General features: G+C 34.0%; 21 protein-coding genes. 12 read left to right on the forward strand and 9 right to left on the reverse strand.

Annotated features, from left to right (window positions below; translation table 11 throughout):
• Positions 1-19 precede the first annotated feature (19 nt).
• Both fbaA and accD read left to right on the forward strand, forming a co-directional pair.
• Positions 20-1,087 carry a class II fructose-bisphosphate aldolase gene (gene fbaA / locus PHR76_RS01440; RefSeq protein WP_300057622.1) on the forward strand — a complete coding sequence of 356 codons (1,068 nt, stop codon included), beginning with the start codon at positions 20-22 and terminating at the stop codon, positions 1,085-1,087.
• 87 nt (positions 1,088-1,174) lie between these two features.
• Complete coding sequence (accD, locus tag PHR76_RS01445; RefSeq protein ID WP_300057625.1) at positions 1,175-2,029, forward strand: acetyl-CoA carboxylase, carboxyltransferase subunit beta; 855 nt, start codon at positions 1,175-1,177, stop codon at positions 2,027-2,029.
• A gap of 54 nt (positions 2,030-2,083) precedes the next feature.
• On the opposite strand, the gene PHR76_RS01450 is transcribed toward accD, so the two are convergent.
• Positions 2,084-3,337 carry an ABC transporter permease gene (locus PHR76_RS01450; protein ID WP_300057629.1) on the reverse strand — a complete coding sequence of 418 codons (1,254 nt, stop codon included), beginning with the start codon at positions 3,335-3,337 and terminating at the stop codon, positions 2,084-2,086.
• A 249-nt stretch (positions 3,338-3,586) separates the two neighbouring features.
• Between PHR76_RS01450 and purH the strand changes: the two genes are divergently transcribed.
• From purH to rodA, 6 genes are read left to right on the forward strand one after another with little or no spacing between them, the layout of a single operon-like run.
• Positions 3,587-5,113, forward strand: coding sequence for a bifunctional phosphoribosylaminoimidazolecarboxamide formyltransferase/IMP cyclohydrolase (purH, locus tag PHR76_RS01455; RefSeq protein ID WP_300057632.1), 1,527 nt, complete (start codon positions 3,587-3,589; stop codon positions 5,111-5,113).
• Between the two features lie 57 nt (positions 5,114-5,170).
• A complete protein-coding gene (locus tag PHR76_RS01460; protein ID WP_300057635.1) occupies positions 5,171-6,199 on the forward strand; it encodes a rod shape-determining protein in 1,029 nt (342 codons plus the stop codon).
• Between the two features lie 56 nt (positions 6,200-6,255).
• Positions 6,256-7,080: a rod shape-determining protein MreC gene (mreC, locus tag PHR76_RS01465; RefSeq protein WP_300057638.1), complete on the forward strand. Its 825-nt coding sequence runs from the start codon at positions 6,256-6,258 to the stop codon at positions 7,078-7,080.
• Complete coding sequence (locus PHR76_RS01470; RefSeq protein WP_300057641.1) at positions 7,073-7,579, forward strand: rod shape-determining protein MreD; 507 nt, start codon at positions 7,073-7,075, stop codon at positions 7,577-7,579. Before mreC ends, PHR76_RS01470 begins: the two co-directional genes overlap by 8 nt.
• On the forward strand, positions 7,576-9,429 hold the full coding sequence (gene mrdA / locus PHR76_RS01475; protein ID WP_300057644.1) for a penicillin-binding protein 2: 1,854 nt from the start codon (positions 7,576-7,578) through the stop codon (positions 9,427-9,429). The genes PHR76_RS01470 and mrdA overlap by 4 nt, the downstream gene beginning before the upstream one ends.
• A complete protein-coding gene (gene rodA / locus PHR76_RS01480; protein ID WP_300057647.1) occupies positions 9,429-10,682 on the forward strand; it encodes a rod shape-determining protein RodA in 1,254 nt (417 codons plus the stop codon). Before mrdA ends, rodA begins: the two co-directional genes overlap by 1 nt.
• A 1-nt stretch (position 10,683) precedes the next feature.
• Here rodA and PHR76_RS01485 read toward each other — a convergent pair whose 3' ends face one another.
• From PHR76_RS01485 to PHR76_RS01500, 4 genes are read right to left on the reverse strand one after another with little or no spacing between them, the layout of a single operon-like run.
• On the reverse strand, positions 10,684-11,514 hold the full coding sequence (locus tag PHR76_RS01485) for an endonuclease/exonuclease/phosphatase family protein (protein WP_300057650.1): 831 nt from the start codon (positions 11,512-11,514) through the stop codon (positions 10,684-10,686).
• A 9-nt stretch (positions 11,515-11,523) separates the two neighbouring features.
• Positions 11,524-12,348 carry a DNA/RNA non-specific endonuclease gene (locus PHR76_RS01490; protein ID WP_300057653.1) on the reverse strand — a complete coding sequence of 275 codons (825 nt, stop codon included), beginning with the start codon at positions 12,346-12,348 and terminating at the stop codon, positions 11,524-11,526.
• 15 nt (positions 12,349-12,363) lie between these two features.
• Positions 12,364-13,470: an ABC transporter permease gene (locus PHR76_RS01495; protein WP_300057656.1), complete on the reverse strand. Its 1,107-nt coding sequence runs from the start codon at positions 13,468-13,470 to the stop codon at positions 12,364-12,366.
• 42 nt (positions 13,471-13,512) lie between these two features.
• A complete protein-coding gene (locus PHR76_RS01500; RefSeq protein ID WP_300057659.1) occupies positions 13,513-15,732 on the reverse strand; it encodes a carboxy terminal-processing peptidase in 2,220 nt (739 codons plus the stop codon).
• Positions 15,733-15,966: 234 nt separating this feature from the next.
• Here PHR76_RS01500 and surE point away from each other — a divergent pair, with 234 nt between their 5' ends.
• The 4 genes from surE to PHR76_RS01520 all read left to right on the forward strand — a co-directional run bounded on the left by surE (position 15,967) and on the right by PHR76_RS01520 (position 20,302).
• Positions 15,967-16,743, forward strand: coding sequence for a 5'/3'-nucleotidase SurE (gene surE, locus PHR76_RS01505; protein ID WP_300057662.1), 777 nt, complete (start codon positions 15,967-15,969; stop codon positions 16,741-16,743).
• Positions 16,743-17,015, forward strand: coding sequence for a hypothetical protein (locus PHR76_RS01510; protein ID WP_300057665.1), 273 nt, complete (start codon positions 16,743-16,745; stop codon positions 17,013-17,015). The genes surE and PHR76_RS01510 overlap by 1 nt, the downstream gene beginning before the upstream one ends.
• A 1-nt stretch (position 17,016) precedes the next feature.
• Complete coding sequence (lpxB, locus tag PHR76_RS01515) at positions 17,017-18,126, forward strand: lipid-A-disaccharide synthase (protein ID WP_300057668.1); 1,110 nt, start codon at positions 17,017-17,019, stop codon at positions 18,124-18,126.
• A gap of 151 nt (positions 18,127-18,277) precedes the next feature.
• Positions 18,278-20,302, forward strand: a complete 2,025-nt coding sequence (locus PHR76_RS01520; RefSeq protein ID WP_300057671.1) for a ComEC/Rec2 family competence protein — start codon at positions 18,278-18,280, stop codon at positions 20,300-20,302.
• Here PHR76_RS01520 and PHR76_RS01525 read toward each other — a convergent pair whose 3' ends face one another.
• The 4 genes from PHR76_RS01525 to PHR76_RS01540 all read right to left on the reverse strand — a co-directional run bounded on the left by PHR76_RS01525 (position 20,303) and on the right by PHR76_RS01540 (position 24,639).
• Positions 20,303-20,758: a thioredoxin family protein gene (locus tag PHR76_RS01525; protein ID WP_300057674.1), complete on the reverse strand. Its 456-nt coding sequence runs from the start codon at positions 20,756-20,758 to the stop codon at positions 20,303-20,305.
• Position 20,759: 1 nt separating this feature from the next.
• Positions 20,760-21,224, reverse strand: a complete 465-nt coding sequence (locus tag PHR76_RS01530; RefSeq protein WP_300057676.1) for a thioredoxin fold domain-containing protein — start codon at positions 21,222-21,224, stop codon at positions 20,760-20,762.
• Positions 21,225-21,280: 56 nt separating this feature from the next.
• The gene (locus PHR76_RS01535; RefSeq protein WP_300057678.1) at positions 21,281-22,783 is read right to left on the reverse strand and encodes a peptide MFS transporter; all 1,503 of its coding nucleotides are present in this window, start codon (positions 22,781-22,783) and stop codon (positions 21,281-21,283) included.
• A 140-nt stretch (positions 22,784-22,923) separates the two neighbouring features.
• A complete protein-coding gene (locus PHR76_RS01540; RefSeq protein WP_300057681.1) occupies positions 22,924-24,639 on the reverse strand; it encodes a peptide MFS transporter in 1,716 nt (571 codons plus the stop codon).
• Positions 24,640-24,646 lie beyond the last annotated feature (7 nt).

A 24,646-nucleotide genomic window follows, 5' to 3' on the forward strand; every position in this document is an offset into this window, starting at 1 on the left:
TAACTAATACACAATCAACATGGCTCATAACATAAAACCAGGTGTTGCAACCGGAGATCAAGTACAAGAAATTTTCAATTATGCCAAATCAAAAGGCTTTGCTTTGCCTGCGGTAAACGTAATTGGGTCGAGTTCTATTAATGGCGTTATGGAAACAGCAGCTAAATTAAATGCTCCTGTGATTATTCAATTTTCTAACGGAGGTGCCGCTTTTAATGCTGGTAAAGGACTTTCAAACGAGGGTCAAAAAGCAGCAATTTTAGGTGCAATTGCTGGTGCAAAACACATTCATGCCTTAGCAGAAGCTTATGGTGCAACTGTCATTTTACACACAGACCATTGTGCAAAAAACTTATTACCTTGGATTGACGGTTTGCTCGATGCGTCAGAAAAGCATTTTGCAGAAACAGGAAAACCGCTTTATTCTTCGCACATGATTGACTTATCCGAAGAACCGATTGAAGAAAACATTCACATTTGCAAGGAATACTTAGCTCGAATGAGCAAGATGGGAATGACGTTAGAAATAGAATTAGGGGTAACCGGAGGTGAAGAAGACGGCGTAGACAACTCTGATGTAGACAGCTCAAAATTATATACACAACCCGATGAAGTGAGCTTCGCTTATGAAGAATTAATGAAAATTAGTCCTCGTTTTACTATCGCAGCGGCTTTTGGAAACGTACACGGTGTTTACAAACCAGGAAATGTGAAATTGACACCTATCATTCTTAAAAATTCACAAGATTTTGTACAACAAAAATTCAATACTAGTAAAAACCCAATTGATTTTGTTTTCCATGGCGGATCAGGTTCATCTATAGAAGAAATTAGAGAAGCAATCACTTATGGTGTAATTAAAATGAATATAGATACCGATTTACAGTTTGCTTTCACAGAAGGTATTCGCGACTATATGACCAGTAAAATCGATTATTTACGCACACAAATTGGCAGTCCAGACGGACCAGATTCTCCTAACAAAAAACATTACGATCCAAGAAAATGGATACGCGAAGGCGAATTAACCTTCAACAAAAGACTAGAACAAGCTTTTGCTGATTTAAATAACGTAAACACATTATAAATTAAAAATTATGAATTATGAGTTATGAATTAAAAGAGAAAAACTTTAATTCATAACTCATAACTTTTAATTCATAACTACAAAATTATGGCTTGGTTTAAAAGAACAGAAAAAGGAATTCAAACGGCTACAGAAGACAAAAAAGATGTGCCAAAAGGCCTTTGGTATAAATCGCCAACGGGAAAAATTATTGATCAAGATGAATTGGCCAAAAACCTTTGGGTGAGTCCTGATGATGATTTTCATGTACGAATTGGAAGTAAAGAATATTTTGAAATCTTGTTTGACAACAATGAATTCAAAGAATTAGATGCAAAAATAACCTCTAAAGACCCGTTGAACTTTGTAGACACTAAAAAATATGCTGACCGACTGAAAGAAGCCGTGGTTAAAACAGGTTTAAATGATGCTGTTCGAACGGCTGTTGGAAAATCTAAAGGAAAAGATTTAGTGGTATGTTGTATGGATTTTGCCTTTATTGGTGGTTCCATGGGTGCTGTAGTTGGTGAAAAAATTTCTCGAGGAATTGATTTTGCTATTAAAAACAACCTTCCTTTTATGATGATTTCAAAATCAGGTGGAGCACGAATGATGGAAGCGGCTTATTCGTTAATGCAATTAGCAAAGACTTCTGTAAAATTAGCTCAATTAGCGGAAGCAAAATTACCGTACATTTCGCTTTGTACTGACCCAACAACTGGAGGCACAACTGCTTCTTATGCCATGTTAGGCGATATTAATATTGGCGAACCGGGTGCTTTAATTGGTTTTGCTGGTCCTCGAGTAGTAAAAGACACTACTGGGAAAGATTTACCTGAGGGCTTTCAAACTTCAGAATTCTTGTTGGAACATGGTTTTTTAGATTTTATCGTTCACCGGTCAGATCTCAAAGACAAAGTAAATCTGTATATTGATTTAATTCAAAATCAAGAAGTTAGATAAAATGAAAATCCCGAGAAATCGGGATTTTTTTATATTTAAAAAGCACTTTTACTTCTACATTCCGCTCCGAATTGCTTCTACAGGATCTAATTTGGATGCCGTTATCGCTGGAATAATTCCCGATATTAACCCAATTAGTCCAGCTAAACTAGCCCCTAAAAGCATATTCCCAAAACTCAAAATGAACTCAAAATCTAAAACACTCGACATAACCATCGCAATAATCCAAACCAGGAATAACCCTATCACACCACCAATAAATGAAAGAATGACTGCTTCAAACAAAAATTGAAATAAAATAAATTTATTTTTAGCTCCTAACGACTTTTGAATTCCAATTAAATTGGTACGTTCTTTTACAGAAACAAACATAATATTAGCAATTCCAAATCCGCCAACCAAAAGTGAAAAACCCGATATTATCCAACCTACTACGTTCATTTGTCCTACAATATTATCAATCATGTCTGTAAATCCAGAAAGCACATTGATAAAAAAGTTATCTATTTCTGATGTTTTTACACCTCTATAATTTCTAAGTTTTTGAGTTATTTCTCCTTTAAAGGCATCCATGTCAATGCCTTTTTGAGGTTTGATTAAAATGGCTGGAGTGATTCTGTCATTATTTTCACCGTATAGCCTTCGAATAAAATTCATCGGAATAAAAACCGCGTTGTCACGACTATCGCCAAAAGTAGAAAATCCTTGTTTTTGAGTGACCCCAATAACCAAAAATCGTTGGCCGTACATCCGAACTTTTTTTCCAATGGCTTGTTCCGGAGAATCAAATAAACCATTAGATACTTCAAATCCTAAAATTACTACCGGCGTTCCCGAATTAGATTCTGATTCGTTAAAAAAACGACCATGATCAATTTTTATTCCATCAATTCCAACAAATTCATCGGTTGTTGGTGTTACACGAACTGAACTAACGGTACGGTCTTCAAATTTAATATTTTCGTTTGCTGTAAATAAATTGAAAGCCATTTTATCCACCCCATTTAACGATTTTTTTAAATAATCGAATTCTTCATACGTTACATCTGGAAATTGTTCTCTTTTCCAACGTGGAATTTCAGAAGGACCAAATGAAAAACGCATCAAATAGACTGTGTTTTTGTCTAAATCGCCCAAATCTCCCTTAATTTTATGATCAAGCGAGTCCACCGCGGCAAGAACAGCAATGATGGAAAAAATTCCAATAGTGACGCCTAGAAGTGACAAAAAAGTACGCAACTTGTTGTTTCGCAATGCATTCATTGCAAAACTGAAACTTTCTTTTAATAATCGAAAATAGAGTAGCATAATTTTTTTATTCTGGTAAAGATACTAATTGGACGTTTATTTTTTAATTTGTTACAGAAAATAGCTTGTTAATTTTAACCGAATTCATTTTATAAAAAATCGTGTGAGATAAAAAACCCATCGCAAAAGATTTTTTTTGATTCCTTTTTTATTTTAAAAATAGTATAAAATAGTACCTAAACAAATCATAAATTACTTTGATTCTTAGGTATACAAATAGTACTTTTGCACTTTCCTAACTACAACAACATGACAACAACAAAAACGATTCAATCTGCTTTGATTTCTGTATTCGACAAAACAGGATTAGAGCCTATTGTAAAACAACTACACCAACAAAATGTCACGCTTTATTCTACCGGCGGAACAGAAGAATTCATTAAAAATTTAGGCATCCCCGTAGTTCCTGTCGAAGAAGTAACCTCTTATCCTTCTATTTTAGGAGGCCGCGTTAAAACCCTACATCCTAAAGTTTTTGGAGGAATTTTAAATCGTCAAGACAATCCAAAAGATGTGGAAGAAATGAAAGCATTTGAAATTCCGCAATTGGATTTGGTAATTGTAGATTTATATCCTTTTGAGAAGACGGTTGCCTCAGGTGCTTCAGAAACAGACATTATTGAAAAAATTGATATTGGTGGAATTTCATTAATTCGGGCTGCTGCCAAAAACTTTAAAGATACCGTCATTGTTGCTTCAGTCAATGAATATACTTATTTGTTAGAATTAATTACAACTCAAAATGGGGCTACAACTAGTGAACAGCGAAGACTTTTAGCGACAAAAGCTTTTCATGTGTCTTCTCATTACGATACCGCAATTTTTAATTATTTCAATACAGACGAAACTATTTTTAAAACCAGCATCAGCGAGGGTCAAGTTTTACGTTATGGTGAAAACCCACACCAAAAAGGTTTTTTCTTTGGTGAATTCGATTCGATGTTTACCAAATTGCACGGCAAAGAACTTTCCTATAATAATTTACTAGATGTAGATGCGGCTGTTAATTTAATTTTAGAATTCAAAACCAACGAGCCAACTTTCGCCATCTTAAAACACAATAACGCTTGTGGTTTGGCTACCCGAAAAACTATGCGAGAAGCCTATTTAGCAGCATTAGCAGGTGATCCAACCTCTGCTTTTGGCGGCGTTTTGATTGCCAATGGAAAAATTGACGCGGCTACCGCGATTGAAATCAACCAACTTTTTTGCGAAGTGGTGATTGCACCTTCTTTTGATGAAAAAGCAATTGCAATTTTATCTGAAAAGAAAAACCGAATCATTTTAGTGCAACATCAAGTAGAATTACCCACGCAACAAATACGAACTTGCTTAAACGGATTATTAATTCAAGATAAAAATACGATTACCGATACTAAAGAAGGATTAAAAAACGTTACTACTTGTGCCCCAACCTCACAAGAAATTGACGATTTACTTTTTGCCTCTAAAATTTGTAAAAACACTAAATCCAACACAATTGTATTTGCTAAAAACGGACAATTACTTGGCTCAGGAACAGGACAAACCTCGCGGGTGGATGCCTTACGTCAGGCAATTGAAAAAGCAACTGCTTTTGGATTTGATTTGAAAGGTGCTGTCATGGCAAGTGATGCTTTTTTTCCATTTCCTGATTGCGTGGAAATTGCTCATCATGCGGGAATTACAGCTGTAATTCAACCGGGAGGCTCTATTAAAGACACATTAAGCATAGACTATTGCAATGAAAATAAAATTGCAATGGTATTTACAGGAATACGTCATTTTAAACATTAATTTTTTTACCTTTGTACGTTAATTATTTTATAAACCTCTTTAACCATAAACATACGTATGGGATTTTTTGATTTCATGACCGAGGACATTGCCATTGACCTTGGAACCGCAAATACTTTGATTATTCATAATGACAAAGTTGTGATTGACTCACCCTCAATTGTAGCTCGCGATCGTATTTCTGGAAAAATTATTGCCGTTGGAAAGGAAGCCAACTTAATGCAAGGAAAAACGCATGAAAACATAAAGACCATCAGACCATTAAAAGACGGTGTTATTGCCGATTTTGATGCTTCTGAGAAAATGATTAGTATGTTTATTAAAAGTATTCCTGCTTTAAAAAAACGCTTGTTCACTCCCGCTTTGCGAATGGTAGTTTGTATCCCTTCTGGAATTACAGAAGTAGAAATGCGAGCGGTAAAAGAATCGTGTGAACGGGTTAATGGAAAAGAAGTTTATTTGATTCATGAACCCATGGCAGCAGCTATTGGAATTGGTGTGGACATCATGCAACCCAAAGGAAATATGATTGTTGATATTGGTGGAGGAACTACCGAAATTGCTGTTATCGCTTTAGGCGGAATTGTTTGTGATAAATCGGTAAAAATTGCTGGAGATGTGTTTACCAATGACATTATCTATTATATGCGAACCCAACATAACTTATTTGTGGGTGAAAGCACCGCTGAAAAAATAAAAATTGAAATCGGTGCAGCCATAGAAGATTTGGATACACCACCAGACGAAATGTCTGTTCAAGGACGTGATTTGTTAACTGGAAAGCCAAAACAAGTAGATGTTTCTTATCGAGAAATTGCAAAAGCCTTGGACAAATCTATCCAACGAATTGAAGATGCGGTTATGGAAACTCTTTCTCAAACACCGCCAGAATTAGCTGCGGATATTTATAACACCGGAATCTACCTAGCAGGCGGAGGCTCGATGTTGAGAGGATTAGATAGACGAATTTCATTAAAAACAGACTTACCTGTATATATTGCAGAAGACCCATTGCGTGCCGTTGTTCGAGGAACAGGAATAGCATTGAAAAACATTACCCGATTCAGAAGTATTTTAATTAAATAATAGGGCTAATCCGCCTCTTTTCAACTCACGGAATTACGCATTTGAATCACTGAATTATGCAGCAACTATTTGTTTATATATTTAAAAACAGTACTAGGTTACTGTTTTTGCTGCTTTTAGTGCTTTCCTTAAGTTTAACTATTCAATCGCATTCTTTTCATAGAAGCAAAGTCATTTCTTCTGCTAATTTTGTGACCGGAAATGTTTATGAACGCATCAATTCCGTAAACGAATACTTAAATCTTAAAGACGAAAATGAAGGTTTAGCATCTGAAAATGCCCGTTTAAAGAGCTTACTTTTTAACATCAAAGACACCACTAAAATTATTGACAAAGAAATGATGAGCAATTTTGGAAACTATAAAGTAATCCAATCTAAAATCATCAACAATTCTTATACGGTACCCGAAAACTTTTTGACTATTAATGCTGGAAGTTTAAAAGGGGTAAAACCCGATATGGGCGTCTTGAATAGTAAAGGAATCATTGGAATTATAGAACATACCTCTAAAAATTATGCAACGGTGATTAGTGTGCTAAATGTGAAATCACAAATCAATGCTAAAATTAAAAAAACAAGTCATTTTGGAACGCTGACTTGGAACGGAAAAAGCACTGGTTTTGTTCAATTAATTGACGTTCCAAGATTAGCCACTGTCAAAAAAGGCGATACTATTGTTACCGGTGCACAATCTATTATTTTTCCAGAAAATATCAATATCGGAACCATTCATAAGATTTATACGGATGACAAAACCAATTATTTTACGATAGACATCAAATTATTCAATGATATGACTAGTTTAGGTCATATCTATATTATTGAAAATCAAGACCGCAAAGAAGTACTCGAACTTGAAGCATTAACAAAAGATGAATAGTGCTGTTATTTTAAATATCATCCGATTCAGTTTATTGATTCTAGCTCAAGTAGCTGTATTCAATAAAATTAACTTATTTGGCTTCGTCAATCCTTATCCCTATATTCTATTTATCTTGTTATATCCAGTAAATGGAAATAAAAACGGTTTATTGTTAGCTAGTTTTTTATTGGGAATTAGCATGGATATGTTTAGCAACTCTGGCGGAGTGCATGCTGCTGCTTGCGTGACATTGGCTTATCTTAGACCCACTTTTTTTAAGTTTTCTTTTGGGTTGAGTTATGAATACCAAACCGTAAAAATTAATGACCGCCTCACCCCGGAACGTTTTTCGTTTATTTTAATTTCTGTTTTGACGCATCACCTTATTTTATTTTTATTGGAAATATTCCGTTTCAGTTTTTTCTGGAATATTTTGCTTCGAACGATTCTGAGTACTATCTTTACCTTGGCCCTTTGTATTATACTCATCTATTTGTTTAAGCCTTCTAAAAATTGAGAAAAGCAATATTACCTTCATTAATTATCATTGTAACCCTTGTTGTATTGGCGAGGCTCTTCTACTTGCAAATTATTGATGATGAATATAAATTGAAATCTGAAAATAACGCTATTAAAATTGTTTATGAATATCCTGAACGAGGATATATTTATGATAGAAATGGCAAATTAATTGTAGCGAACCAACCTTCTTATGACATTATGGTGGTGCCGAGAGAAATTAAAAATTTGGATACCTTAAAATTTTGCGAGCTATTAAGCATCACCCGTGCAGAATTTAATAAAAAAATTAAAAAAGCTACAATTTATAGTCCGCGACTACCTTCTGTTTTTTTACCCCAATTGAACAAAAAAGAATATGCTGCTTTTCAAGAAAAAATAAGAAAATTTGAAGGTTTTTATATTCAAAAGCGATCCTTACGCGATTATCAAATAAATGCAGGAGCCAATGTTTTCGGATTTATCACCCAAGTAAATCCTTCTATAATTGAAAAAAATCCTTACTATAAAAGTGGTGATTTAATTGGAAAACAAGGCGTTGAAGAATATTACGAAGAATTTTTACGTGGTCAAAAAGGCGTAAAATACATTCAACGAGATAAATTTAATCGTGAAATTGGCCCCTATAAAGAAGGAATTTACGATACTTTATCAAAACAAGGGGATGACATTACACTATCGTTAGATGCCGAATTGCAAAAGTATGGCGAATTACTCATGCAAAATAAACGTGGCGGAATTGTTGCTATCGAACCTAAAACGGGTGAGATTTTAGCTTTAGTTTCTGCCCCAACCTATGACCCTGCTTTATTAGTTGGCAGACAACGATCTAAAAACTATACGGCACTGTATAACGACAGTATTGCCAAACCACTGTATGACAGAGGATTGCTTGCAGAATATCCGCCAGGCTCACCTTTTAAAATTCTAACGGCTCTTATCGCTTTACAAGAAGAAGTAATTGATGAGCAAACTTCTTTTATGTGTCGAAGAGGTTTTAGCTATGGAAATCGGTTTATGAAATGCCACGATTCGGGCCCGTCTCAATTGCGAGATGGTATTTATAAATCCTGTAATACCTATTTTGCAAATATTTACATGAAAACAATCCAAAAATACCCAAATCCTGCAGATGGTGTGGATGTGTGGAGCAATCATTTAAAAAGTTTTGGATTGGGCGATTTTATGGGATATGACTTACCTCCTGGAAGAAGAGGGAATGTACCCACTTCTAAGTTATACAATAAATATTATTCTGCTGGCGGATGGAAAAGCACCACGATTATTTCTAATTCAATTGGTCAAGGGGAAGTGTTAATGACGCCAATTCAATTGTGTAACGTCATGTGTGCTGTAGCAAATCAAGGTTATTATTATACGCCTCACATCATCAAAAAAATAAAAGATCATACCATTGACAAAAAATACACTACTAAACGACAAACTACGGTAGACCAACAATATTTTCCGCCAGTTATTCAAGGTTTGTTTGATGTTTACAATATAGGAACCGCTTCTCGTTTGAAAGTCGAAGGCATTGATATTTGTGGAAAAACAGGTACCGCAGAAAATTTTACAAAAATTGACGGAAAACGAGTACAACTTACCGACCATTCTATTTTTGTGGCTTTTGCACCAAAAGACGACCCAAAAATTGCGATTGCCGTTTTTGTAGAAAATGGTTATTGGGGAGCTCGAATTGCGGGACCAATTTCTAGTTTGATGATTGAAAAATACATTAAAGGTAAAATTACCCGAACAGACCTTGAAAAACGAATGTTAGAATCGAGTTTAGAAAGCGAATATGCTAAAGTAATAAGTGGGCAACCTTTTTCAATTAATAAATAATGAAAAATCAAAGTGTAGTCAATAACTTAGACTGGATAACTGTATTAATGTACACTATTTTGGTTTTGATGGGTTGGTTAAATATTTTTTCAACTTCTATTCCAGTTGAATTTACTGATTTTGATTTTGGCGATTATTACGGCAAACAGTTGATTTTTATCTTATTAACCATTCCCTTAATCACGATTATTTTAACTATTGATGCCAAAATATATGAGAAGTTTTCATTCGTTTTCTATATTTTGGGAATTATACTTTTACTTGGACTCTTTGTATTTGGAAAAACAGTAAAGGGTCAAACCAACTGGTATGGATTAGGTTCTTTTGGTTTTCAACCTTCAGAATTTGTCAAAACGGCGACATCTCTAATCTTAGCCAAATACTTGAGTGATTCGCAAGTTTTTTTAAAAAACACGAACCATCAACTCATTGCTTTTGGAATTATCGGCCTACCGGTTTTGTTGATTATGATGCAGCCGGATGCAGGAAGTGCCATGATTTTCTTTTCTTTATTTTTAGTTTTAAATCGTGAAGGATTGCCAGAATGGTATTTGTGGTCTGGATTTGCAGCAGTTGTTTTATTTTTTGCGGCATTACTCATTCAGCCTATTTACCTAATTATTGCTATATTAATTTTGATGATTCTTCATTATTTAAGAGCCCGAAGAATGAATCGAATACCACTAGCTTATTTAATTGTTTTTATTGCTGCTACTAGCTTTGTGCTTTCAGTTGATTTTGTCTACAACAACATCTTAGAGCCACATCAAAAAGACCGAATTAATGTTTTATTTAGTGATACTGTCGATTTAAAAAATGAAGGTTATAATTTAAATCAATCAATGATTGCGATTGGTTCTGGTGGACTTATTGGTAAAGGTTTTATGGAAGGTACGCAAACTAAAGGTGGATTTGTTCCTGAACAGCATACCGATTATATTTTTACAACCGTTGGCGAAGAATGGGGCTTTGTGGGCTGTGCAGTAGTTATTCTTTTATTTGTAGCCTTACTTTTACGCATTATCTATTTAGCCGAACAACAAAAAACAAAATTTAGTAGGATATATGGCTACTGCGTTGCTTCTATCTTATTTACGCATGTGTTTGTAAACATCACCATGTTAATCAAACTATTTCCCACAATTGGCGTGCCCTTACCTTTCTTTTCTTATGGTGGTTCAAGTTTATGGGCGTTTACAATTTTACTTTTTGTGTTTTTAAAGCTAGATGCCAATAAAGTAAACGAATGGTAAGCTATTTTGTTAAGACAAATTCTACCAATACCGGAAAATGATCCGATGGATATTTACAAGAAGCACTGTCTGTAATTACCGCATATTTTTTTACTGTAATTCCATTTTTACTAAAAAAAATATAATCAATTTCAGTTAGTGCGGGCACATGAAATTCAAATCCGTTAAACGTTCCAGTTGCATTATAAACAAAAGCGGCTGCACGTTTAGAATTCAAATAGCGTTCATTTAAAAACTTCACTTGTTCAGTATCGGGTTCAGAGTTTAAATCGCCCATAATAACTACGGGGTAATTTTTCGGATTTAACGTTGCGATTTTCTCATCAATTAAAGCAATACTTTTAATGCGTGCCTGCTGTCCAATATGATCTAAATGCGTATTGAAAACCCAAAAAAGTTCCTCTGATTTTTTATCTTTAAAAAGAGCATACGTACAAATTCTGTTTAATTGAGCATCCCAACCTTTTGAAATTAGGTCTGGAGTTTCAGAAAGCCAGAACGTATTTGACACGACAACTTCAAACCTTCTATCGTCATAGAATAAAGAAGACTGCTCTCCATTTTGTCCGCCATCTCTACCTTGTCCTATTACTTTATAATTTGGTAATGAAGCGTCTAAATATTTTACTTGATTAGGCAAACCTTCTTGAATACCAAAAATATCAGGTTCATAAAACACAATTAAATCGACAACTTTTTCTTTACGAAAAGTCCAACTGTTTTCACCATCGCTTGTTAAATCCAATCGAATATTATAAGTCATCACTTTATAGTTTTGAGACTCCATCGTTAGCGATACTATCACCAATAAACTGCTTAAAAATATTTTCATAATTCAGTATTAATCAAAGCTCCACGCTTTATAATCGGCATTTTGTTCTAATCTATTTTCTGTTTCATCTGGTAAATTAGGAAAAAAATCAATTCCGGTTAATTTTTCTAATTCATCCGTAGAAATTACAAATTCATAGAGTGGTTTTGTGCTGTTTTGATGCGGAACTAAAAAAGCAATCATTCGAGGTTTTTCTGTAGATAAATTTAGCAATACTTTATAAAAATAATTAGGAACGGCTACATTTTCCTTTCCAATTGTTTTCAAATTTGGTTCCAAAACACCTCCTGTAACGACATAAATTCCGTCATATTTATCAGCCCAATACCGAACTTTTTGTTCTAAGCGATTCCAAACTCCTGCATTGAAATCTTTTCGTTGTGGAGCAATATTAGAAGTAAAAAAAGTATCATTAAATGCCTCTTTTGAAAATTTCATATCTCCAGCCGGGCATAAATGTCCTTTATCATAACCCGAATTTTTATAATTTCTCCAATCTGCCGAGCCTGTTTTAACTTTTGGATCAGCAATAAAATAAGGTCGTGAATAATTATTTTGATTTCGTGTCGCTTTTAACTCATAAGCTACCCACTCTGCTTGCTCGTTTTTTTCTGAATAAGACAACGTATAATAATTGTGATTTATAATTTGATTAGTGGTTGACGTTGGATAATAATTAAATCCCGTAGTCGCAATCTTTTTTTGAGCTAGTTTCGGATTGGAACTTGAATCAGTTTCAATACCCACTAGGTCTTCCTTACAACTGCTTAACACTATAAGTAGAATAAGTTGAAGTACTAAAACAAATTGTTTTTGAAAAGAATTTAAATTCATCGAATAGAAATAAAATTAATTTTTAACGTCTAAGGCATCGCGAAAAGCGTTTCCTGTCATCATAAAAGCTAAGGTTATGAGCATAATTGCTGCACCGGGAATCAACGCTAAATACGGTTTGCCCAAAATAATATAGCTATAATGATCTTTAATCATACCACCCCAACTCGGAATTGGGGGCTGAGCTCCTAGTCCTAAAAAACTTAACCCACTTTCTACCAAAATCGCAGAAGCAAAATTGGCGGCAGAAATCACAATAACAGGTGCCATGATATTGGGTAGGATATGATTTAAAATGATTCTTCTGTTAGAGAAACCTAAGGCACGAGCAGCAGTAACATATTGCATTTCTTTCACACTAATAATTTGTCCACGCACTACACGGGCTACTTCTACCCACATTGTTAATCCGACTGCGACAAAAACTTGCCAAAAACCTTTACCAAGAGCCAAGGTGATTGCAATCACGAGTAACAAAGTAGGAATAGACCAAATGACATTGACCAACCACATGACAAAAGCATCAACTTTGCCGCCATAGTATCCGCCTAAAGCACCAAAAAACAAACCAACCACTACCGATATTAAAACCGCTACAAATCCAATAGAAATAGAAACCCGTGAACCTACTAGCATTCTACTTAATAAATCCCGACCGTATTTATCTGTTCCCAGCATAAATTTTTTAGTCGTAATTAATTTCTTTTCCACCTCTTGCCAACTAGCATAACCTGAAAACTGAGTCAATGCTAGTTCTTTGGTTAATTGAAGGGATTTATCATCAGTAAATTCAACATATTGAAGCTGATTGCCTTGAATAGAATACGATAAAATTGGGATTTCGGCTACTTGATTTTGATGTCCAAATAGGTAATCTTGAAAGGAAAACTCTTTTTTTTCTCCAAATGGGACGGATAGCATTTGAACTGAAAAACCAGGTGGTTTTGAATGTATGGCTAAATGCATTTGATTGGCATTGGCAGAATTATCTGGAGCAATAACATAAGCAAAAATGGATAAAAAAACCATTATCCCAATATAACCCAAACTAAAAACACCCCAAAAATTCTTTTTGAATTTTTGAAGTGCTATAGCGGTTAACGATTGATTAGTTTTGGACATTAGCTATTTTATTCGCTTTTGCTCAAAGATACACGTTGTGATTTAAGATTTAACAACTTTCTCTTTTTTCTTTAAATTCACTTTTCCTTTAATAACCGGACTAGTTTGTAAATCATCTAAAACATTCAAGGCCTCTTCTACATAAATGTCTTTGGCTAAGCTTTCAAACCATCGTTCTCTTTTTTCTTTGAATGATTCGTCTTTACTCATTAACGTTTCATCCTCTGGAATGGCTTTAAAAACCAACTCATTTTTATAGTCGGTAATCGGTTTAAATACTTTTCCTTGCTCTTCAACCTTTTTTTGTTCTGCCATAAAAACATCTAATTTCAAACTATAAACATTGGCATCACGACGGGTTTTTGTCCATTTTGCACTCTTGTCAATCAACTGAAATTGTTCATTTTCTTCCATTCTTTTTTTACTGTTGTCAATGGCTTTATCAAAATTAATTTGTTTATTCCAAACGGTGTAAGATGCTGCATCAATTTTAGACCAAGGCATGGCATTGTCCAAATCGCGTTCTCCAATATCAATATAAGAATAACGATCAGGCATAATCACATCGCTCGATACGCCTTCTAATTGTGTTGAACCACCGTTTATTCTATAAAATTTTTGGGTCGTTGTTTTTAAAGCTCCTAAATCGCCCACCGTATTTCCTCGAACAAATTGATTTAAATCGATAACGTTTTGAACCGTTCCTTTTCCATAGGTTTGCTTGCTCCCAATGATTACACCTCTTTTATAATCTTGAATTGCAGCGGCTAAAATTTCTGAAGCTGAAGCAGAAAAATTATTCACCATTACAACCAATGGCCCGTCCCACTGAATTTTATTATCTCTATCGGACAAGACTTCTTTTTTTGTCCCTGTTGATTTAATCTGTACAACTGGTCCTTGTTCGATAAACAATCCCGTGATGTCTACCACCGTTTTTAAAGAACCACCGCCATTATCGCGAACATCCATGATGATTCCACTAACGCCTTGTTTTTTTAATCGCTCTACTTCAATTGCCACATCTTTTCCGGCATCGCGACTATCTTTATTTTCAAAATCAATATAGAATTTAGGTAGGTAAATAATTCCGTATTTAACGCCATTTCTTTCTACAACACTAGATTTAGCATAGGTTTCTTCCGTTTCAACCATATCTCTAACCAAGGAAATAACGGTAATCGAACCATCAACTTTTTTAACAGTTAATCGCACTTCTGTTCCTTTTGGTCCCTTTATTTTTTTTACAACATTATCCAATCGCATCCCAACAATATCCACCGGTTCTTGATTGCCTTGAGCAACTTTCAAAACCACATCTCCTGGCTCCAATTCTTTTCCTCGCCATGCTGGACCACCAGAAATTAATTCGGTTATTTCTGTAAAATCATTTTTCTTTTGCAAACGGGCTCCAATTCCTTCAAATTTACCGCTAATACTAACATCAAAACGCTCTTTATCATCGGGAGCCATATAATTTGTATGCGGATCAAAACGAGAGGCAATTACATTTACAAAAACACCAAACCAATCATTACGATCTAATTCTTTGATAAACGTAAAATAATCATCCAATGATTTTAACGAACTTTCTCTGGTTTCTTTTTCTAATTCTTCAAACGATTTAGGTTTGTTATCTATTTTAGATTTATCAATTGTAGTTGTTGAATCTTTGATTTTTCCAGATTTTTTATCCTCTTCTAATTTCAATTTATCTGTCAAAGAAGACAAGTTAGAAAGCTTAATCTGTTTTCTCCAACGCTCTTTTAATTCTTTGACATCTTTGGCATACGGCATTTTTTCATACTCCGTGTTAATCGATTCTTCTACATTATAATCAAAAGGATTTTCTAGAATTTCTTTATAATATTCTTGACTTTCCTTCATTCTCTTCAGATAAACCCCATAGGATAAATCAAAAAAAGTCAAGTCTTTATTTTTTATTTGATCATCTATTTGATTTTCATAGACTGAAAATTTATCAAGATCCGATTGCATAAAAAAACGTCTCGAAGGGTCTAGAGCTTCAATATAATCCTTATAAACTCCTTTTGAAAAGGTATCGTCAATATCTACTGGATTATAATGACCTCGTTCTATTACAAAAACCATTAACTCTAGTAAAAGCTTATCTTTTTCAGGATCATTACTGTCGTTAAATATATTTTCTGTTGATTTAAATGCAAATAAAGCCGCCGACAGAACGACCGCTAACAAAACTAATTTGATGTTTCTTTTCATAAATAACAAGATTGTATTCATTTTATTCTTGGATAAGTAGTCATAAAAATGATGCCAACTATAAATTAAAATTACTTTTTGTGAAATTTTTAAGATTTCTTCTACTAACTGAACAAAGTTATGAAAATTGTGATGCGTACAAATCTTAAAAAGAGTTAATTTTGTTAATAATAACAACTGTAACTGTTAGTTTTGTGTTTTTTAGATGAATTTAGTAAGATTTAAACCCGCACAAAAAAACAAAAAAATATTGATATGCAAAAAAGACCGCTCATTTTAGTAACAAATGACGATGGCATTTCTGCCCCAGGAATACGGACTTTAATTGAGGTTATGAAAACACTAGGCGATGTGGTCGTGGTTGCACCAGATAGTCCGCAAAGTGCCATGGGTCATGCCATCACTATTAATAGCACTATATTTGTTAACCAAGTTCATTTTGATGAAAGTTTGAAAGCAGAATACAGTTGTTCTGGCACTCCTGTTGATTGCGTAAAATTAGCAGTGAATGAAATCATGAAACAAAAACCAGATTTATGTGTATCTGGAATCAATCATGGCTCCAATTCCTCTATCAATGTTATTTATTCTGGAACAATGAGTGCTGCAGTGGAAGCGGGTATTGAGGGCATTCCTGCGATTGGTTTTTCCTTATTGGATTATGATTGGAATGCTAATTTTGAACCCATAAAAAATTCAATCCGAACGATTGCCTCAGAAGTATTGATAAATGGTTTACCCGATGGCGTAATCTTGAATGTTAATTTTCCAAAACTAGAAGAAAAAGCAATAAAAGGAATGCGTATTTGCCGTCAAGCAAAAGCAGTTTGGATGGAAAAATTTGACAAACGTCAAACTCCACAAGGAAAAGATTATTATTGGTTAACAGGCGAATTTGTAAACCAAGATAAAGGAGAAGATACCGATGAATGGGCTTTGGAAAATGGCTATATCTCCATTGTTCCGGTACAATTTGACCTAACCGCTCATCATGCAATTCAGCGTTTGAACACTTATAAATTTGAATTATAATGGAAAAAAAAGAGCTTTTTATCGGATTTATTTTAGGCCTCTTAGGAGCAGCTCTTGGCGTTTTTTTATTCGTCACTATCTTTACCGATTATGCTTTTCTGGAAGGAATAACGTATTTGAAAGCTCAACATTCCTTGGGAAAACTCATCGCTTTAGGTGCAGTGGTTAATGTGATTATTTTCTTTATTCTATTAAAATTTCAAAAAGAGCTGATGGCAAGAGGTGTTGTATTGGCTACTATTGCCTTAACCATCGTTACTTTATTTGTATAACATGAAATATTACATCATCGCCGGTGAGGCATCTGGAGACTTACACGGGTCTAATTTAATGAAAGCTCTACAAAAAGAAGATCCTCAGGCAAACATTCGGTTTTGGGGTGGCGATTTAATGCAGCAAGCCGGAGGCGTTTTAGTAAAACATTACCGAGAATTAGCTTTTATGGGCTTTGCAGAGGTTTTGTTTAACCTCAAAACCATTCTGAACAACATTGGTTTTTGCAAAAACGACATCGAAAAATTTCAACCAGATGTGTTAATTTTTATTGATTATCCAGGCTTTAATATGCGAATTGCCGCTTGGGCAAAAAAGAAAGGAATCCCCACTCATTATTATATTTCTCCTCAAATTTGGGCTTGGAAAGAAAACAGAATTAAGGATATCAAGCGTGATTTTGATCACTTATATGTGATTTTACCTTTTGAAAAAGATTTTTTTGAAAAGAAACACCAGTTTCCTGTTGAATTTGTAGGCCATCCTTTAATTGATGCTATTCATCAAAGAGAACAAGTGAATCCTGAACTCTTTAAAAAGGAGCATCAACTAGATGAAAGACCTATAATTGCCCTTTTACCTGGCAGTAGAAAGCAAGAAATCAGCAAGTTGCTTCATGAAATGCTGGCAATTGTACCCGATTTTCCTGACTATCAATTTGTGATTGCGGGAGCTCCAGGTCAAGATTTTGCTTTTTATGAAGGCTTTTTAACAAATCCGGCTGTTAAGTTCATTTCCAATAAAACCTATGATTTACTCAGTGTTTCTCATGCTGCACTCGTAACCTCTGGAACTGCCACTTTAGAAACCGCTTTGTTTAAAGTTCCAGAAGTGGTTTGTTATAAAGGAAATTGGGCCTCGTATCAAATTGCTAAAAGAATCATTACGTTAAAGTATATTTCCTTGGTTAATTTAATTATGGACGAACCCGTGGTGGCCGAATTAATACAAGGTGAATGCAATTCTAAAAGAATTAAAGAAGAATTAACTACGATTTTAAATCCATCCTATCGTTCTGAATTACTAAAAAAATATAATCTTTTGGAAGAAAAACTCGGAGGAGAAGGTGCTAGTGAAAAAGTAGCAAAACTCATCGTGAATTCCATTTAAAAAAATAATTGACCTTTAATTTTATAAAAAGTCAATACTATAAAAAACTTGTGTTAAGGAAGCTATTGTTTTAGGGAATCAGGTTTTGACAAAATTCATTTTTAATTTCATCCATTTATTTTTGTATTGAATTTTTTGTTACTTTCGTGACATGAAGGTGATTAAATTTCCAGCCTTAAACATCACGTTATGTGTTGTGTTGGGAATTTTGGCTTCAAACGAAACCAAGCCCGACCTTGCTACTGCATTTTTATATTTTTCTGTCGCTGTTTTCCCTTTTTTGCTTTTCTATGCCCTTCTTATTTTCAAAAACAAATACAAATTGTATTTTGGAATTTCTACTTATTTGCTCAGTTTTTTTATTGGTGTTTTAACCTATGCCTTACATTATAAACCCAACCAACCGCATCATTATTCTAACAACTCAAACGATGAAAAAGCTGTTGTACGCGGAATAATTTCTGAAAAATTAAAACCAAATGCATTTAGTTATAAATATTTTCTAGAAGTTGAATCCATAAATAAAGTCCATCAAAACGGAAAACTTTTGATAATACTTTCGAAAAAAACCGCCGAAAAAGAATTTCAAATCGGCGATGTAGTATTGACGTATGCGAAAATCAAACCAATCATTCGGCCACACAATCCCAATCAATTTGATTATGCTGCCTATTTAGAAAAAAAGGATGTTTTTGACCAACTGTATTTAGAAAATCGGAATTTTGAAATCATTGGTTCCGAAAAAAACCTTCGCTATCATTTGGAACAAATTAGGCAAAAAATTATTTCTTATTTAGAAAAAGAAAAGGTTCCTAATAATCGGCTTTCTATCATCAAAGCCTTGTTTTTAGGTCAACGACAAAATATTGAGCAGCAAACCTTAAATCAATATTCTCAAGCAGGAGCGATTCATATTTTAGCCATTTCAGGTTTGCATATTGGAATTTTATTATACTTTTTCAAAACTTTATTCAAGCCTTTGGAGCGTTTTAAGTATAGCCGAATTTTTATTCCAGCCTTGCTCCTACTTATTTTATGGTTTTTTGCAATTCTGTCAGGGCTTTCTGCCTCTGTTGTTCGGGCTGCCATGATGTTTTCGGTCGTTACTTTTGTGATGTATTTAAAACGAGATACAAACATTTATAATACGTTGGGCGTTTCTATTTTATTCATTTTGTTATTTGAACCTAACTTTATCTTTGATGTTGGATTTCAATTGAGTTATAGTGCCGTTTTTGCCATTGTAACTATTCAACCGTTGTTTTCAAGGTTGTGGAAATCAAAAAACAGAATTGTACAATACTTTTTTGACATTTTGACGGTTTCCTTTGCGGCTCAAATTGGCGTGCTCCCCTTAAGCATTTATTATTTTCACCAATTCCCGGGTTTGTTTTTTCTGACCAATTTAGTTGTCATTCCACTTTTGACGCTCATTTTAGTTTTAGGATTACTGACATTTATTTTGGGTGGCTTAGGAATGCCCATTTCGATTTTAATTCATTTCTTATCCACATCCGTTGGATGGATGAATCAATATGTGGCGACCATTGCCTCGTTTGAAGACTATATTATTAAAGGAATTCCGTTTAATTCAGCCTTGTTATTGAGTTCAATTATAGCCATCATTTGTTTTGTATTATGGTTTAAAAAACCAAAGTTCATTCATTTAGCAATCGCTTTGATTACCCTACTATTATTTCAGCTAATGCTTTTTGGTTCATGGGAATTTCATCGTTCTAAAAATGAATTTTTAATTTTACAATATCCAAAGCAGACTCTATTGGCGATGAAAAAAGATAATTTAATTACCTTATGGAGTAATGAAAAAGAAGTAGCAGACAATTATGTAATTAAAAATTATTTGCAAGCTAATTTTGGGAAAATTGACTCGATTTCATCCATTCAAAATGTGATGAAAATTAATGAAACTAAATTATTGATTATTGATGAGAAAAGTATTTTTGCGATTCCGATGAAACCCGACGTTATTTTATTAACGCAATCACCAAAAATAAATCTGGAACGTTTGATAACCGATTTACAACCAAAAATTATAGTTGCTGATGGTAGTAATTTTAAAACCCTAGTTGAACTTTGGCAAAAAACCTGTGTCAAAAAAAATATCCCTTTTCATTCTACGAGTGAAAAAGGATATTTTAAAATTGATTTGCCTTAATTATTTTGGTAAAAATTGATTTGCAACCTCAAGAAATTTTTCTGGACCACCAGCCACATAACCCGTTTTTCCGAGTTGTTCTAAATTAATTTGAGTTCCGTTTTTTTGTGGATTCACAAACCATATCGTGGGATAACCTTGTACTTGAAAAATCTGTTGTAATTGTTGATTTTGCTGTTTTAATTTCTCTTCTAGCTGCATCTTACGAGGAAAATCTAATTCTACTAAAATCACCTTATTAGCCCATTCTACGAATTCAGGTTTCATAAAAACTTCTTTTTGAAGTTTGATACACCAGCCGCACCAATCGCTTCCTGTAAAAAATAACATAAGCGGTTTTTTACTTTTAGCAGAAAGTTCAATCGCTTTATTAATGTCTGTTTGCCAAGTAAGTTCCTGTGCTCCAACCGATTGAATTGTCCAAAAAAAGACAAGAATAAAAACTAGCTTTTTCATCTTATTTTACCGTTTTTAATTCAGCTAATAACTGTTCTGGTTGGTAATACCCTACAATAACTTTGGCGATTTCTCCTTTTTTATCTAAAACATACATCGAAGGATAACCCTCTACTTTTAAAAATGCGGTGAATTCATGTAGGCTATTTCGTCCTTTACGTGAGGCATCAAAACCTGGATTAGCATATTTTTTTCCTTTATAATTCACGACAGTGTTTCCTTCTCCGTTAAATTTCACGGCATAATAACTAGCATTGATAAAATCGGCTACTTCTTTGGTTTGAAAGGTGTTTTTATCCAGCATTTTACATGGTCCGCACCAATCAGTATAGACATCCATAAAAATAGGTTTTGGTGATTTTTTTTGCATGGCCAATGCTTCATCAATCGTCATCCAATTAATTTGTTGTCCATTCATGGCAAAAGTAGCAAGAGCTAACAGGAAGGTAAAAAGTACTTTTTTCATTTCTTAAATTTTATTATTTATTCATTTTTCAAAAACAATGCCGAAATTTAAAATAATTATTTTACATCTTGCATTAATTTTTTCACAAAAGGTGAAATTGCGATTAAAACAATGCCAAATATAAGAGCATAAAGGGCTAAATCTTTATAACCATTAGCATATACAATCAATTTATCAAAATTTGAAGCATTTTCAGAAGCTTCGGCTATATTTGCCCCTAGAATTCCAGCAAAATACTGTCCATAAGCACTCGCTAAAAACCACATTCCCATGATCACCGCTTGGGTTTTTTCTGGAGATAATTTAGTCATTGCCGACATCCCGATGGGTGACAGACACAATTCACCAAACGTAATAACCAACCACCCGATTGTAAATAAATCTAAAGAGGTTATTCCTTCTGCATTGGAAAAGAATTTAGTGTAATAAAACACATAGAATCCACCGGCAAGGAATAAAAATGCCAATCCGAATTTAACTACAGTATTGGGCTCTATATTTCGTTTACTCATCCACAGCCAAACCAAGCCTATCAAAGCTGCAAAAGCTATGACAAAAAAGGAATTAGAGGAATTATTCACGCCATTCGGGTCTAATTTAATCCCCAAAACCGTATTGTCTAGATTATTCGCAGCAAACAAACTTAAAGAGCCGCCACTTTGTTCAAAAAATGCCCAGAAAAAGATAGAAAAAATGATAAAAACCAAAGCAGCCATTAATTTCTTATTTTCAACAAGTGTAAAATTTCGCATTTCATAAAACAAATACAAGAGGGCTAACGGTCCGATGGTAAACATAAAATAATCGGTGTATTCTGTTTTGGCCACCATTGTCATAATCACAGGAATAATAATTAAAGAACCCAAATACGTTGCGATTTCTAATTTTCTTCTCTTTGATTTTTCTAAATGAGCTAAGGGTGAAAGTCCAATTACTCCTAACGTCTTTTGCGTTTGAGTGAACGTGAGCAAACTAATCATCATCACAACAGCGGCAAACCCGAAAGCATAATTCCATCGAAATGCTTGCGGAATAAATGATTCCCATAATGTTCCATTCGCTACAGCAATACAAATATAGCCGCCTAATAAAGCTCCTAAATTTACACCCATATAGAAAAAAGAAAAACCGGCATCTCTACGATTGTCATCATCGCGATAAAGTTTTCCGACCATCGTAGAAATATTTGGCTTAAAAAAACCAGTTCCAATAATGGTAAAGCTAATACCGAAAAAGAAAAATTGTTTTGGGTCAATTGCTAAAATGATACTTCCAACAATCATCAATAAACCGCCCCAAAAAAGCGATTTACGATAGCCTAAAATTTTATCAGCAAATAGTCCGCCAATAAAAGTAAATGCATATACGAATGCTTGGGTTGCCCCATATTGTAAGTTTGCCGTTTTTTCATCCATCATTAATTGGCTTACCATAAAGACAGCCAACATCCCTCGCATTCCATAAAAGCTAAAACGCTCCCACATTTCACTAAAGAATAAATACCAAAGCTGTTTTGGATATTTGCCTTTGAAATTATGAATCTGTTCTAATGCATACATTGATTAATCATTTATTGATTGTATTTTATTAGAAATCAACACAAGTGATGATTGCTAATGTGGTGAATTTGTTTGTGACTAAAAAAAGCCTGCAGAATTATTCCGCAGGCTTGAAAGATATGAATTATTTTTAATAAAAATTAACGAACACCGTTCATCATTTTCTTGATAAAAGGAGTTAACAAAAATAAAATTAATGACGCGATACCACATAAAACCACAAAAACCATAAAGAAATCATATAAATTTTGAATTTCAAAACCTGCAAATACTTTATAAGAATCATTAATTTGATTTTTTGCTAAAAGCTGTAATTGTTCAGCTGTTGGCGTGATTGTTTTATCTAAAACTGCTTGTAAATCAATTCCTAATTCAGATGCTTTTTTAAATTTATCGCCTGTAGCAGGAAGAATTGAACCTAAAGTTCCAGATAAGGCATATCCTGCGGCACTCGAAATAAAGAAAACCCCATATGCTAAGGAAGCAAATCGTTTAGGTGCTAATTTTCCAACTAATGAAAGACCAATTGGCGATAAACAAAGCTCTGCAAATGTTTGAATTAAATATAACAAAATTAACCATTTTATAGCTAATAAGCCAGAATTACCTAAATCAGCCACATTGTTAGCGATAATAAAATAACTCAAAGCAATTAACAACAAACCAATTGATTGTTTAACTGTTGATAATGGTTCCATGTTTTTTTCTCTCAATTTATCCCACAGCATACTAAATGGAAAAGCAAACATTACTACGAATAATCCATTAAAAATTTGCACCATCGAGGGCGGCATATTCCAACCAAAAATATTTCTATCGGTTTGGTTATCTGCTATAAATGTTAAGGACGAACCAGCTTGTTCAAAGGCAGCCCAGAAGAAAATAATAAAAAAGGACATAATATAAATAACCCAAATTCTTTGTGTCTCTACTTTGGTAAGTGTTTTATCCAATAAAATTAATGTTGCTAAGGCTACGCCGCTGGCATAAATAAAAGGATAGATATAGAGTTTGACGACATTTTCACCATCAGTGAAGAAGTTAAAGGTAAAGAAAACTGCTGCAAAAACAGCAAGTGCAGTCATAATTGAACGAGTAGAAAATTCAGCTTTCATTGATTCTCCTTCTTCATAATCATCTGCATTGTGTCCAGATGGCAATCCGCCAATTGGTTTTCCGTCTGGAGAAACTACGTATTTATCCTTTAGGAAGTAGAAAATAGCAGTCCCTAAAATCATTGCTATACCTGCTGCTAAAAATCCATATTTAAACGCATGCACATCTCTAATCATGTTTAAAGAACCATCAGGCATCAATATTTCATCTTTTACGTCACCAACAAAAGGGCAAATAAATTGACCTAAGAAAGCTCCGATGTTAATTCCCATATAGAAAATAGTGAACGCCGTATCTAACTTTGATTTTTCTTGTTTTGGATATAAACTTCCCACCATAGAAGAAATATTTGGTTTGAAAAAACCATTTCCAAAAACAATAATTCCTAATGCAGACCACAATAAAATATTGGCTAATCCTAAATTTGTACTAAAAATACTAGCACTAAAAAACAACATGATTTGACCTACTGCCATCATGGCTCCACCAAGCATAATACAATTTCTATTTCCAAAAAATCGATCGGCAATAAAACCTCCAAGCATAGGAGTTAAATAACAAAGCCCTAGAAATCCACCATAAATAATAGAAGCTTCTTCTTCTTTCATTAATAAGGCATTTACCATGAACAGGGTTAAAATCGCCCTCATTCCATAGAAATTGAACCTTTCCCACATTTCGGTTCCAAACAGAACCCAAAGACCTTTTGGATGTCCTGATTTTACAGCTACTTCACTCATAAAAATT

The organism is Flavobacterium sp., assembly GCF_028689845.1.
Lineage (GTDB): Bacteria > Bacteroidota > Bacteroidia > Flavobacteriales > Flavobacteriaceae > Flavobacterium.